This window comes from Streptomyces hokutonensis (assembly GCF_042751305.1).
Lineage (GTDB): Bacteria > Actinomycetota > Actinomycetes > Streptomycetales > Streptomycetaceae > Streptomyces > Streptomyces hokutonensis_A.
In genome coordinates this window covers 481,631-494,576 of record NZ_JBHYWD010000001.1, presented here as the reverse complement: position 1 = coordinate 494,576, position 12,946 = coordinate 481,631, and the positions used below count along the sequence as shown (strand labels likewise).

Annotated in this window: 12 protein-coding genes; 5 read left to right on the top strand and 7 right to left on the bottom strand. The window is 69.7% G+C overall.

The features are described 5' to 3' along the window. Positions 1 to 2: 2 nt before the first annotated feature. On the bottom strand, positions 3 to 1,295 hold the full coding sequence (locus ACFXC1_RS02215) for an ABC transporter substrate-binding protein (RefSeq protein WP_381237534.1): 1,293 nt from the start codon (positions 1,293 to 1,295) through the stop codon (positions 3 to 5). A 272-nt stretch (positions 1,296 to 1,567) separates the two neighbouring features. Between ACFXC1_RS02215 and ACFXC1_RS02210 the strand changes: the two genes are divergently transcribed. After that, a complete protein-coding gene (locus ACFXC1_RS02210) occupies positions 1,568 to 2,575 on the top strand; it encodes a LacI family DNA-binding transcriptional regulator (RefSeq protein ID WP_381239402.1) in 1,008 nt (335 codons plus the stop codon). A gap of 70 nt (positions 2,576 to 2,645) precedes the next feature. After that, positions 2,646 to 3,452: an SAM-dependent methyltransferase gene (locus tag ACFXC1_RS02205; protein WP_381237531.1), complete on the top strand. Its 807-nt coding sequence runs from the start codon at positions 2,646 to 2,648 to the stop codon at positions 3,450 to 3,452. Positions 3,453 to 3,517: 65 nt separating this feature from the next. Here the strand turns inward: ACFXC1_RS02205 and ACFXC1_RS02200 are convergent, their stop codons facing one another. Next, positions 3,518 to 4,066, bottom strand: coding sequence for an ATP-binding protein (locus ACFXC1_RS02200; protein WP_381237528.1), 549 nt, complete (start codon positions 4,064 to 4,066; stop codon positions 3,518 to 3,520). 210 nt (positions 4,067 to 4,276) lie between these two features. Here ACFXC1_RS02200 and ACFXC1_RS02195 point away from each other — a divergent pair, with 210 nt between their 5' ends. Then, on the top strand, positions 4,277 to 4,528 hold the full coding sequence (locus ACFXC1_RS02195; protein WP_381237525.1) for a DUF397 domain-containing protein: 252 nt from the start codon (positions 4,277 to 4,279) through the stop codon (positions 4,526 to 4,528). Positions 4,529 to 4,687: 159 nt separating this feature from the next. Then, a complete protein-coding gene (locus ACFXC1_RS02190) occupies positions 4,688 to 5,593 on the top strand; it encodes a helix-turn-helix domain-containing protein (RefSeq protein ID WP_381237522.1) in 906 nt (301 codons plus the stop codon). 4 nt (positions 5,594 to 5,597) lie between these two features. On the opposite strand, the gene ACFXC1_RS02185 is transcribed toward ACFXC1_RS02190, so the two are convergent. Further along, the gene (locus tag ACFXC1_RS02185; RefSeq protein ID WP_381237519.1) at positions 5,598 to 7,142 is read right to left on the bottom strand and encodes an alpha-L-fucosidase; all 1,545 of its coding nucleotides are present in this window, start codon (positions 7,140 to 7,142) and stop codon (positions 5,598 to 5,600) included. 19 nt (positions 7,143 to 7,161) lie between these two features. Beyond that, the gene (locus tag ACFXC1_RS02180) at positions 7,162 to 9,021 is read right to left on the bottom strand and encodes a family 20 glycosylhydrolase (RefSeq protein ID WP_381237516.1); all 1,860 of its coding nucleotides are present in this window, start codon (positions 9,019 to 9,021) and stop codon (positions 7,162 to 7,164) included. 280 nt (positions 9,022 to 9,301) lie between these two features. Between ACFXC1_RS02180 and ACFXC1_RS02175 the strand changes: the two genes are divergently transcribed. Beyond that, entirely contained in the window at positions 9,302 to 10,645 is a 1,344-nt protein-coding gene (locus tag ACFXC1_RS02175; protein ID WP_381237513.1) for an amidase, read from the top strand. Between the two features lie 9 nt (positions 10,646 to 10,654). Here the strand turns inward: ACFXC1_RS02175 and ACFXC1_RS02170 are convergent, their stop codons facing one another. From ACFXC1_RS02170 to ACFXC1_RS02160, 3 genes are all read right to left on the bottom strand, one after another. After that, positions 10,655 to 11,140, bottom strand: a complete 486-nt coding sequence (locus tag ACFXC1_RS02170; RefSeq protein WP_381237510.1) for a GNAT family N-acetyltransferase — start codon at positions 11,138 to 11,140, stop codon at positions 10,655 to 10,657. A gap of 66 nt (positions 11,141 to 11,206) precedes the next feature. Continuing rightward, positions 11,207 to 11,380, bottom strand: a complete 174-nt coding sequence (locus ACFXC1_RS02165) for a hypothetical protein (RefSeq protein ID WP_019068289.1) — start codon at positions 11,378 to 11,380, stop codon at positions 11,207 to 11,209. Between the two features lie 296 nt (positions 11,381 to 11,676). Next, the gene (locus ACFXC1_RS02160; RefSeq protein WP_381237507.1) at positions 11,677 to 12,921 is read right to left on the bottom strand and encodes a DUF418 domain-containing protein; all 1,245 of its coding nucleotides are present in this window, start codon (positions 12,919 to 12,921) and stop codon (positions 11,677 to 11,679) included. Between the last annotated feature and the right edge of the window lie 25 nt (positions 12,922 to 12,946).

Below are 12,946 nucleotides of genomic sequence, written 5' to 3'. Positions count from 1 at the left end.
GACTACCCCTGCTGCTGGAGGAGCGTGTCGCACTGCTTGACAGCGTTGTCAAGAGCCGTCTTGGGGCTCTCCTTGCCCTGCAACGCCTTGGCCACCTCGTTGCGCAGCGCGGTCTTCATCTGCTCACTGAACAGCACCGGCGTGTAATTCACCGCGTTTTTCAGGGACTTGGCGGCGGCGATCCGTACCCGGGTCTCGTCGGTGCCGTCCTCCTTGGTGAAGTACGGGTCGTCGAGGGAGCCCGCGGTGCTCGGGAAGATGGCGACCTTCTTCGCGAACGACATCTGCTGCTGGGCGTCGGTGACGTAGTGCGCGAAGGCCACGGCGGCGGGGGTGTGCTTGGTCTTGGAGTTGACCATCACGCCCATCACGTACATGTTGACGTGGCCGGTGCTGGTGATCTGGTCGGTGATGCCGATGTTCTTGTACAGGCTGGGCGCCTGCTTCTTGAAGTTGTCGAGGTCCAGGGCGCTGCCCGGGTTCATGGCGACGGCCCCGGTGAGGAACTTCTTGCCGGACGACTCGGGGGTGGCGGTGAGCGCCTGCGGGTCGAGGGCCTTCGCGTCGTACAACTCCTTGTACCTGGTGAGGAGTTCGATGCCCTTGGCGTCGTTGAAGGCGAAGGCGGTGCCGGCCTTGTTCATGAGCTCGACGCCGTAGCGGCCGAAGTCCTCGACGGTGGGGACGTTGGCGAGGGTGGCGACCTTGCCATCGGTCTTCTTCGCCAACTGGAGTGCCTGGGCGAAGAGTTCGTCGTACGTCTTCGGCGGCTGGTCGGGATCGAGTCCGGCCTGCTTGAAGAGGGACTTGTTGTAGAAGAGCGGGCCGGTGTTGAGGTACCAGGGGAAGGCGTAGGTCCCGGTCATGCCCGGTATCTGGTGACCGGCCCAGGCGCCGGGCAGGTACTCGCTCTTGTACTTCGCGGCCGCCTTGTCGAGGTCCATCGCGAGGCCCGCCTTGGCGAGCGGGGCGACCAGGTCCGGGGAGACGTTGACGACGTCGGGCAGGGTGCCGCCGGCCGCGTCGGCGCTGATCTTGTCGGCGTAGCCCTCGGCGGGCTGGTCGATCCACTTCACATGGGTGCCGGGGTACTGCTTCTCGAAACCGGAGATCACGCCCTCGAAGTAGGACTTGAAGTTGGCGCGGAGGTTCCAGGTCTGGAAGGTGATGTCGCCCTCGACCTTGCCCGAGGCGTCGGTCGATCCGCCGTCGTCTCCTCCGGAGCCGCAGGCGCTCAGCGGCATGAGGACTACGGCGGCGGCAGCGGCGGCGAAGGCTCTGCGGGAGATGCGCACGGCGGGGTCGCTCCTTTGCAGTGGGGGTTGGCCAATCATGCCGGGGCAGACCTTGCACGCTCTTCGCGGGGCGCGTCAATGGATTCCGCTCAGCTAAATTCATTAGTTGACCCGATCCGGCCAACATCCCAGGTCAGCAAGGTGTGTTCGCATTCTTGCGGTGGATCACTAATGCGCTTTAGGGTGTGCTGGATCAAGCGCTTTAGTGCACGGCACCGAGGGAATGGAGAGCGGGCTTGTCACGCAAGCGGTCACCCGCGCGTCGGCCGACGATGAAGGACATCGCGCAGCGCGCCGGGGTGTCCGAGAGCGCGGTCTCCTTCGCGCTCAACGGCCGTCCCGGCGTCTCCGAGATCACCCGCGACCGGGTGCGCCGGGTCGCGGAACAGCTCGGCTGGCGCCCCAGCACGGCCGCGCGGGCGCTGTCCGGGGAGGGCGCGGCGACGGTCGGTTTCGTGCTGGCCCGGCCCGCGGACACCCTCGGCGTCGACTCCTTCTTCCTCCAACTCGTCTCGGGCATCCAGGAGATACTGGCCGAGCGTCATCTCGGGCTGCTCTTCCAGATGGCCGAGGACGTCGACGACGAGTGCGCGGTGTACCGGCGCTGGTGGGCCGAGCACCGGGTGGACGGCGTCCTGGTGGCCGACCCGCGCACCTCCGATCCACGGCCCGACCTCCTCGACGAACTGGGCCTGCCCGCCGTGGTGATCGGGGGCGCGCCGGACGAACGTCATCCCGGTCTGTCGACGGTGTGGGCGGACGACGCGGGCGCGATGGCGTCGGTGGTCGACGAGTTGTACGCGCGCGGCCACCGCCGTATCGCGCACATCGCGGGTCTGCCGGGCCTCGCGCACACCGAGCGCCGGATCCGCGCCCTGCGCGGCGAGGCCGCGCGGCGCGGGCTGACCGAGGTGCACTCGGTGACGACCGACTATTCGGACGCGGCGGGCGCCGCCGTGACCCGCCGGGTCCTCGAAGTCGCTTCTCCCCCAACGGCGTTGATCTACGACAACGACGTGATGGCCGTCGCCGGGGTGGCCGCTGCGACCGAACTCGGCTTCTCCGTACCGGGGGACGTGTCGGTGGTCGCCTGGGAGGACTCCGCGCTGTGCAGGATGGTCCGGCCGTGGCTGTCGGCGCTGTCGCGGGACAGTGTGGAGTTCGGCCGTACGGCGGCCCAGGAGTTGACGGCACTGCTGGACGGCGGACCGGCGCGCACGGTGCGGGTGCCGGTGCCGCGGCTGATCGAGCGGGACAGTACGGGACCCGCACGGGTGTGAAAGTGCCGTGTCTCCCGGTTCGGGCCCGAATCGCCGGACACCGCCGGGTACTTCGTGTGAGGCTTTGCCCATGACCTCCGAAGACCCGCTGGCCGACCGGCTCCAGCTCGACCGGCCGCACTCCGCCCGTGTGTGGAACTTCCTCCTGGGCGGCAAGGACAACTACGCCGCCGACCGGGAAGCCGGCGAAATGATCATCAAGATGTTCCCGGACATCGCCCTGCTCGCCCGCCTCCAACGAGGCTTCCTGGTAAGGGCCGTGCGCTATCTCGCCGAGGAGGCGGGCATCCGCCAGTTCCTCGACATCGGCACCGGCCTGCCGACCGTCGACAACACGCACGAGGTCGCGCAGCGCATCGCGCCCGAGAGCCGGATCGTGTACGTCGACAACGATCCGCTGGTGCTGGTGCACGCGCAGGCGCTGCTCACCAGCGCGCCCGAAGGCGCCTGCGCCTACGTCGAGGCCGATGTCCGCGATCCCGACACGATCCTCGAAGCCGCGGCCAGGACACTGGACTTCAGCAAGCCGATCGCGCTGACGATGCTGGGCATCCTGGGCCAGATCCCTGACTCGGACGAGCCCGAGGCCGTCGTGGCCCGCTTCCTCGACGCCCTGCCCCCGGGCAGCTATCTCGCGCTGACCGACGGCACCGACACCAACCCGGCGCTCAACCAGGCGATCTCGGTGTACAACGCCAACTCCGCCAGCTCCTACTACCTGCGCAGCCCCGCGCGGGTGACGTCCTTCTTCGACGGTCTCGAGCCCGTCGAGCCGGGCATCGTCCCCATTTCACGGTGGCGGCCCGAGCCGGTCGACGTGGGCCGTGGCACGTCCGACGTCGTGGACACGATCTGCGGCATCGGCCGCAAGGTCTGAGCGGCAACACAGAAGCGGGGTACCGGCGTTGGGCCGGTACCCCGCTTCTTTTCTTGTCCGTCGGGTCAGAGCCGGAACAGCGCCCAGACCGTCTTGCCGCCGCCCGCCCGCAGGTTCCAGCCCCATGAGTCGCTGAGCGCGGAGACCACCTGGAGGCCGCGCCCGGACTCCGCGAACTCGTCCGGGTGCCCCTCCACGGGTATGCGGTCGCTGTCGTCGGTGACCGCGCACACCGCGTACGGCAGCCGGTCCCACACCGCGAGCCAGAGCGAAGGCTGGGGCTCCGCAAGGGAGTTGGGCGCCCGGCCGTAGCGCAGCGCGTTGCTCACCAGTTCCGAGACGGTGACCGCCATGTCGTCGACGACTTCGTCCCCGGCCCGGTCGGCCAGCGCGGCGCGGGTGAAGTCCCGTGCCACGTGCGCCGATTGAGGCATCGGGGGTACGACCAGGACGGAACAGAGAGCCGGGTCGGCCCCGTCCCCGACGGCCGGGACCAGGGTGACGGTCTGCCCCGGTGCGGGTCGGCCCACCTCGTCGACGGCGCGGCACAGCCACTCCCAAGTGCCCTCGATTCGCAGGGAGTCGACCGGCCGTACGACTTGCTCTGCGGACATCGCGACCCCTGAGACCCCAAGAGAACAACTGCGCGCGCTACACCTGTCCGGAACATGGTCCTCCGACTGACCCTGCGAACGCAAGTGCATCGGCAATTACCGCTGCAATTGCAGTCGATCTTGCGAGCGGTCCTCCCGAGGGCTATCGTCCTCCACATCACCAATGGGTGCAATTGAAGCTGCAATTGCATTCGATCTTCCGGGGGAGCGATGAGGCCTCAGAACCAGCACAGGAACGGCATGGCGGCGACCCTGCTGAGCGGCGCGGAGTGGCGCAAGAGCCACCACAGCAACCCCGAAGGCAACTGTGTCGAGTTGGCCGCGCTCTCCGACGGCCACATCGCCGTGCGCAACTCGCGCCATCCCGAAGGTCCGGCGCTCGTCTACACCAGCGCCGAGATCTCCGCGTTCGTCCGCGGTGTGAAGGACGGCGACTTCGACGGCCTACTCCCCGGCCGCTGAAGTCAGGCAGACCCGCGGATGGCCGGAAGGCGCCGGACACAGGCCGGCACCTTCCGGCTCCTTCACTCCCCGCAGTTATCCGGAACCTCGGTGCTACGATCCTCCTTTGAGTCCCGAATTCCTGCGGGCAGTATCGGCGCGACCGCCGAGGGGATGAACATGACTGCAGCTCAACCGGAACACGCCCCCCTGGGTACGGACGTGCTGAGCCTTCAGCGCGGTGGTCCGACGGTCCAGCGCATCATGCTGGGCACCCGGCTCCGCCGGCTGCGCGAGTCCCTGAACATAACCCGGGACACGGCCGCTTCGGCCATACGCGCCTCGGACGCCAAGCTCTGCCGTATGGAGTTGGGCCGCGTCGGCTTCAAAGAGCGTGACGTGGCCGACCTGTTGACGCTGTACGGCCTCCACGAGCCGGACGCCCGCCAGGAGTTCCTGGACTCGGCCCGCCGCGCCAACGAACCCGGCTGGTGGCGCGCCTACGGCGACTCCTTCCCCGCCTGGTTCGAGCAGCACCTGGGGCTGGAGGAGGCCACCTCCCTCATCCGCACCTATGAAGTCCAGTTCATCCCGGGTTTGTTGCAGACCGCCGCGTACGCCGAGGCCGTCATCCGGCTCGGCCGCCCCGTGGACTCCCCGGACTCGATCCAGCGCCGCGTCGAACTCCGCATGACCCGCCAGGAGTTGCTGACCCGCCCCGGAGCGCCGCGGCTGTGGGTCGTGGTGGACGAGGCGGCGCTGCGCAGGCCGCTCGGCGGGGCCGAGGTGATGCGCGACCAGCTCCGGCATCTCGTCGAGACGGCCGCCCTGCCGAACATCACCCTTCAGGTGCTGCCCTTCGAGGTGGGCGGCCATGCGGCGGCCGGCGGTCCGATCACCGTGCTGCGCTTCCCGGTCCCGGACCTGCCGGACATCGTCTATCTCGAACAGCTCACCAGCGCCCTGTACTTGGACAAGGCGGAGGAGGTCGACCGCTATCTCGCGGTCATGGACCGGCTGAGCCTGGTGGCGCTGCCCGGCCCCGAGTCGGTGGTCTTCGTGGAGAAGCTTCTCAGGGACATGTGAGTCCTCAGGTCCGGGACCGGTACAGCCCGAACTCCGCGATCCTCACTGTGTCCCGGGCCGCCGTCACGCGGACCCGCCAGCGCCGGGCGCGTACGGGTGCGGGCAGCAGCAGGATGCGGCTGGCGCCGATCGTCCCGGCCCGGGTCACCTCGGTCCAGGTCCCGTCGACGTACGCCTCGACGACGAAGGCCTCGGCCTGCTGGCCATAGCGCCTGATGTCCTCCGCCAACCGGACGCGGTCCACCTCGTGTTGCGTCCCGAGGTCGACGGTGACCCGCCCCGGTGACGTGACCGTCCGGGCTCCGTGTGCCAGGTCCTCGGGCAGTTCCCGGTCCACGCGCTCACGGAACTCGCGCAGCCGCACCACGTCCGGGTCCGCGAGCAGGCCGTCGGTGTCCGGCGGCACGTTGAGCAGCAGCACCGCGTTGCGGCCCACGGAGCCGAAGTAGATGTCCATCAACTCCTCCACGCTCTTGGGGAGTTGGCCCGGGTGGTAGAACCAGCCGTCGTGGATCGACACGTCGCACTCGGCCGGCCACCACTGGAGGTAGTCGGTGTTCGGCTGTGCCGCGACGAGCGCGCCGCGACTGCCCTCGTCGGGGGTGTCGTAGGACAGCGCCCAGTCCGTGCGGCCGTACTGCTCCTCCTTGACCGGGAGGACGCTCCACTCGTCCTCCCGCGCGGTGCCGCCCTCGTTGCCGACCCACCGCACGTCAGGGCCGGTCACGGCGATCGCCGCGTCCGGGGCGAGTGATCTGACCAGGGTGTACCAGCTGTCCCAGTCGTAGTCCTCGACGTGGCCCGGTGGGATGCGGCCCTGGGCACCGTCGAACCACACCTCGTCGATCGGGCCGTACTCGGTCAGCACTTCGTAGAGGGTGTTGAGCATATGGGCGCCGTAGTCGGTGGCGTCCAGCGTGTAGAAGGCGTCCGGTGTGCGGTCGTCGCCGTCGACGAGCGTGGGGATGGTGCGTGTGGCGCGTGCGCTGCCGTTGGCGTAGACGCCGTGGAGGTACTGGTTCTCGTCGGCGGGCGAGAGATAGACGCCGGCCTTGAGGCCGTACCGTCGCATGGAGTCGGCGAAGGAGCGCAGTACGTCGCCCTGCCCCGCACGCCAGCTGCTGTACGCCACCGTGTGGTTGGTGTAGCGGGAGGGGTAGAGGACGAAGCCGTCGTGGTGCTTGACGGTGAGGATGGCGAGCTTGAAGCCGCCGTCGCGCAGGGCGCGGGCCCACTGGTCGGTGTCGAGGCCGGTCGGCTGGAACACGTTCGGGTCCTCGTCGCCGGTCCCCCACTCCAGACCGGTGAAGGTGTTGACGCCGAAGTGCAGGAACGCCGTCCGCTCCAGCTGCTGCCAGGCCACCTGCCGTGCGGTGGGCCGGACTTGGGAGGCCTTGCGGACCAGGTCGGCTTCGGTGTCGTCCGGACTGACGGGGATGCGGTAGCGGGAGTCGGACGGAGACAGGGGCGTCGCGAGGGCGTTGGTTGTTGTGGCGGTCGCGGCGAGCGCGGTGGCGGAGAGGACGAAGAGACGTCTGGAGAGGGCCATGGGGGTGGGACTCCTCTGGTCAGGGGGCGGTCAAGTGCCAGACGGCGGGCTGGTGTTGGTCCGGCGGGTACTGGACGAGCCGGCCGTCGTCGGCGACGCTCAGCGCCATCTGCGTGATGGCGTTCACGAGCCGGTAGCCGCCCGCCTCGGGTGCCAACTCCCAGCGCTGCATGGTGTTCGCGGTGTCGCAGGGCTGCGGGGTGGCCGCGACTCCCGGCTGGAGCGGCACGTTGAGGGTGAGTTTGCCGCCCTGTATCTCCAGGCAGCCGTCGGCGGTCCGCACCGTCGCGTAGCCGTCGGCCGTGCGCTGCACGGTGGCGCCAAAGGAGGCACCCGCCGTCCGGAAGGTGTACGTCCCGTCCGCCACCGGCACCCGGGTCAGGTCCCGCCATCCGGGGGCGTGACCGACTGCCGTGCCCCGTGCGGTGAATTGGGCGTAAGTGGCGTCGGGGTGGGGGTCGCCCCAGGTCGCCTGGGCGAGGTGGCGCAGCGCGGGCTCGGTGTCGGCGGCGACCTCGTTCTCGGTCTCGCCGCGCCCGTTGTCGGGCCAGAGGCTGATCTTCGCCCCGGTGATACCGGTGCTGGAGGTGAGCTTCTCGCCCTCGAAGCTGCGCGGGTCCCAGCTCTGGTCGTACAGCGACTCGGTGTCGCTGTGGAAGCCGCCGCGTACCAGGTAGAGGGAGTAGGACGCGTTCATCAACGGGTAGCCCTGGGCGATGAGTTGGCTCGGTTTCGTCTGGACGTCGAGCCAGTGCTCGACCGTCGTGCCCGGCGCCACGGGCACGGTGTTGGCGCCGGTGAGCCCGTCGTTCCAGATGCGCAGCTTCTTGCCCTTGCTCGCGGCGTAGGCCCGGACGCGGTTGATGAAGTCGATGTAGGCGTCCTGCGGGGTGGCGTTCGCGCCGTACTTCTCCTGGGCGTAGCGCAGCATCTGCGGGTACTTGGAGTAGTCGGAGCCGAGCATGTACTCGTCGGCGCCCATGTGCCAGGACGGAGCGGTGAAGACCTGCGCGTACTCGTCCATCAGGCTGGTGTAGTAGTCGAACGCCGCCTGCTGGGTGACGTCGAGCCGGGCCGGCTGCTTGTTGCCGTCGCTGTCGGTGAGCTGGAGGTCGGGGCGGTTCTCTATCCACGGGTCCATGTGGCCCGGGGAGTTGATCTCGGGGACGATCTCGACGTGGTACCTGTCGCCGAGGGCGACGAGGCGGCGCAGCTCGTCCTTGGTGTAGTAGCCCCAGGTGTTCGCCTCGGGGTGCGCGTCGCTCTTCACCTTTATTTCCAGGAGAAGTTGGTTGAGCTTGTGGTACGCCATCTCGCGCACCAGGTTCTCCAGCCAGGGCAGGGAGATGTGGATGTAGCAGGCGCAGACGCCGACGCCGCGCTCCTTGTACCGGGGTACGTCGACCGTGCGTCCGGCCGGTATGTGGTCACCCTGGGCGAGGAGTTGGAGGAGGGTGCGGGTGCCGTAGAAGGCGCCGGTCTCGGTCGCGCCGGTGACCGACAGCCGTCTGCCCGCCTGGAGTTGATAACCCTCCGCACCCAACGAGCCCTGCTTCGGCCGGACTTCGATCACGATGTCGCCGGGCCGGGAGGTAGCACCCCGCACTACGGGCACTGTTCCGTGGCCCGCCGCCTTCAGGTCGTCGGCGAGGGTGTCGGCGACCCTGCGTTCGCTCGCGCTGCCGGCCACCAGTCGGGTCCCGGCGCCGAAGTCGTAACTCCCGGACTCCGGAGTCCAGTTGGACAGTGCGGGGACGGTCACCGGGGGTGCCGCCTGCTCCTGCTGCGCCGCGACCGCCGGCGCAGCGGGCGTCGCGAGCAGCGCGAACACCGCCGCGAAGCCGGCTAGCCGGAACCGTCTCTTCCCTCGCTCAGCCATGACACTCCACCGGTCGCGATTGATCGGACGACTGATGATTGGACTGCGCTCGGGGGCTGTCAACGGGCACCGGGAGTAGCCGAGTTGCGCCATTGATCGGATGACCAGCAGATCAGTCGGCACCTGCCCGGCATCGGCTCGTGAAAAGTCCAAGAAGACGGCCGCGAATGTCCAAGACGAACCGCCACTCCCGCCCAGGCTCCGTGGCCTCTCGACGCGACGCCTTGTCCGAGGCACAGTTCTCTCTACATACTCGCCAGTAGATTGAAGGAGCGCGCCCGTGACCAGCTGGATCGGCCGTACCGCCGCCGAGATCTCCGCCGCCGTACGCGAGAAGCGGGCCACGCCCCGTGAGGTGGTGGCCGAGCATCTCGCCAGGATCGAGCGGCTCGACGGGCGGATCGGCGCGTTCCGGGTGGTGCGGGCCGAGGCCGCGCTCGCGGAGGCCGACGCGGTGGGCGCACGGGCCGATCTGGCCGAACTGCCGCTCGCGGGCGTGCCGGTGGCCGTGAAGGACAACCTCGCCGTGACCGGCGAGTCCACCCGGGTCGGCTCCGCCGCGACCCCGGACACGCCCGCCGACCACGACCATGTCACCGTGGCCCGGCTGCGGGCGGCGGGCGCGGTGGTCGTGGGGCTGACGAACGTGCCCGAACTGTGTGTCTTCGGCACCACCGAGGGCGTCTACGGCACCGCCCGCAACCCGTGGGACACCGCCCGCACCGCGGGGGGTTCATCGGGCGGCAGCGCGGCGGCGGTCGCGGCGGGCATGGTGCCGATCGCGCTCGGCAACGACGGTATGGGCTCCCTGCGCATACCGGCGGCCAACTGCGGTCTGGTCACGATCAAGCCGGGCTTCGGGGTGGTGCCCGCCGGCATCGGCGACGGCGACTGGTTCGGAATGTCCGAAAACGGCCCCCTCGCGACGACCGTCGAGGATGCCCGGCTGATGTTTTCGGTCATCGCGGACACCGAGGTCGTACGTCCCGACGAGTCCGCTTCCCGCAAGGTGGCCGTGTCCGTGCGCAGCCCGCTCGCCGGGGTCGCCGTCAGCAAGCCGTATACGACCGCCGTCCGGGAGGCGGCCGGGCTGCTGGCCAAGGCGGGCCACGCGCTGCACCGCGCCGACCCGCCGTATCCCCTCTCCTTGAGCACCACCTCGCTCGCACACTGGACGGCGGGCACCTCGGTGGACGCGGCGGGGCTCGACCCGCGGAAGCTGGCGCGACGGACCCGGGTGCACGCGGCGATCGGGCGGCGGTTCGTGAAGACCGTCCGTACCGGGAGGAGCCGGGAGCAGCTGCAGGAGCGGCTCACACCGTTCTTCGCCGAGTACGACGTCCTGCTGACGGCGGCGCTGGCCCGCCGCTCCCCCAAGGCCGGGCCGTGGCACGAGCGGGGCTGGCTGCGGAATGTGCTGGCCAATACCAACTACTCGCCGATGACTCCCCCGTGGAACCTCACCGGCTGGCCCGCGATGTCGGTCCCGTTCGGCACGCTGCCCTCGGGCGCGCCCTGTGCCGTACAGCTGGTGGGGCGGCCCGGTTCGGAGGCGGCGCTGCTGGAGCTGGCGGAGCAGTTGGAGCAGCTGCGCCCGTGGGTGCGGACCGCGCCGCTCGACTGAAGGTCCTGATCAGAGGGCGCGGTACATGATGTGCAGGCCCACGCGGCCGTCCCGGGGATGGTCGAAGGCGTCCGGCACCGTGCCCAGGATCGTGAAGCCGAGGGAGCGCCAGAGTTTGACCGCGGGGTTGGTCTCGACGACCGCGTTGAAGACCATGCCCCGGAAGCCCTGTTCACGGGCGGCGGCGAGGATGTGTTCGGCGAGGGCGCGGCCGATGCCCCGGCCGCCGTGGTCGGGGTCGACCATGAAGCCGGCGTTGGCGATGCGGTCGGCGGGGCCGCCGTAGTTGGGGGTGACGAAGGCGGAGCCGACGATCGTCCCCGTCGTCTCGTCCTCGGCGACGTACACGCGCTTGGGCGGAGACGTCCACAGGGCCCGGGCCGCCTCTTCGGAGGTGTCCCGGGCCCAGGTGTAGGTGTCGCCGGCGGCGACGATCCGGTGCCAGAAAGGCCAGATCCGCGGCCAGTCGTCGGCCGCGGCTTCTCTGATCAGCATGGGCGCGATTTTCGCACGCCCATGCCGTCGGCGATCGCGATGGGCCCCGTGGGGGCCCTTGGGGGGTCAGTCCACGCTGGGCAGGATGTGGGGCTCGGCGAGGTCGTCCTCGTAGCCCGCGAGTCGGATGGGGGCGGACCGTGCCCACACGGCCAGGCTGCCGAGCTCGTCGGACCGGTGGCCCGCACGCTCCGTGGGTTCCTTGGGGCGTTGCTCGCGATTCGTCTTCTCCGGTGTCACCGCGCACTCCTTATGTGTCGGGTCACCCTCGGGGCATACCGGCCGTTCTCCGGTCCGGTACCTGAGGCCCGCTCGGGTGTGGGTTGAAGGCAGTTCGGACGCGGTGGCGCCGGTTACTCGTGTGAGAGCAGGCCGTTGTGAACGGCTTGCCCCGGGACGGACCATGGGTGTGGGTGGGACCCCTTGTTGCTGCCCGTCCGCCTCAGACTAACCAAATGAGCGGGCCGCCGCTCGATGGGGCTGAAAACATGGAGTAAAAATTAGCAACGCTCAGCCACCGCGGCCGGCCGGCGGAATCACCTGATGCGGTCGGCGATGCGGGTCGTGCCGTGGAGCAGGTGTTCCAGCGGGCCGCGACGGAACCGTCGGGTCCAGGCGGTCGCCAGGAGCATCGAGGCGGCGATGAAGACGAGCAGGGAGAGAAGTGCCGGGCCCGTCGACTCCTCCGTGCCGACGGCACGGATGGCCAGGATGTGGAGGACGTAGGCGGTCAGCGCGGTCATACCGACCGAGGCCACGGGTGCGGCCAGTCGGGTGAGTCGGGGCAGCCGGTGCGTCGTCCAGAGGCAGAGGGCTACGACGGTGAGTGCGACGCCTGTGTTGCCGAGGACGGAGAACGTCGTCTGGCTGTGCGGTGCGGCCACCAGCAGCCAGGCGGCCGGGGTGTTGTCGCCGAGGTCTCCTACTGTGTCGGACCACCAGGCCGAGGACGCGGGACCGCCGTTCGTCGCGGCGCCGATCGCGGTGAGCGCGTGCGGGACGAGGTGCAGGGCCAGCCAGGAACCGCCGTAGCCGAGCACGGCCAGGGCACCGCCGGCGAGGAGCAGGCGGGATTGGAGGCCAGGGCGGGTGAGGTCGAGGCGGGCCAGTGCCATGCCCGTGACCATGAACGGCATCCAGGTGAGCACCGGGTACGCGCCGGTGAACAACAGCTCGATGAGGCCGTCCGTGCCGGTGACCCTGGCGAGTGGATCGGCGGCGACGACGGCGTCGGCCCAGTCGCCACCCTCGATGAACTGCCGCACCGCATACAGCACTTGGGGCAGGACGAGCGCGCCCGCGGCGGCGACGGCCGCCAGTGTCCGTGCGCTCAGCCGGTGCAGGGGCAGGATGAGGAGGAAGAGAAGGCCGTAGCAGGACAGGATCACGTCGACGTCGGTGTCCAGCGCGGTCAGGGCGTAGCCCAGTGCCATCAGGACGAGGGCGCGGATGACGATCCTGGCCATGGCCTGCCGGCCGGCACTTCCGGTGCGGGGTTCCGGGCGACCGGTGATGAGCACCAGCGAGAAGCCGGCGAGGAGGGCGAACAGCGCGGAGGAACGGCCGCGTGCCAGCTCCATGACGAAGCCCAGTGGCCCGCCGACGGCGGGATCGGGGCCGACGTGCGCGGCGTACATGCCGAGGACCGCGAGTCCGCGGGCCAGGTCGACGGCCACGAGCCGTCCCGTCGGCGGGGTGCGCGAGGGCGGCGGAGGGTCCGGTGTGTGCGAGGGCGGTGCCGGGGGCGGATGAGGTAAGACCGGCGGCGCTGGTTGTGTCATGCGTTTCAGGATCGGGCGCGGCGGG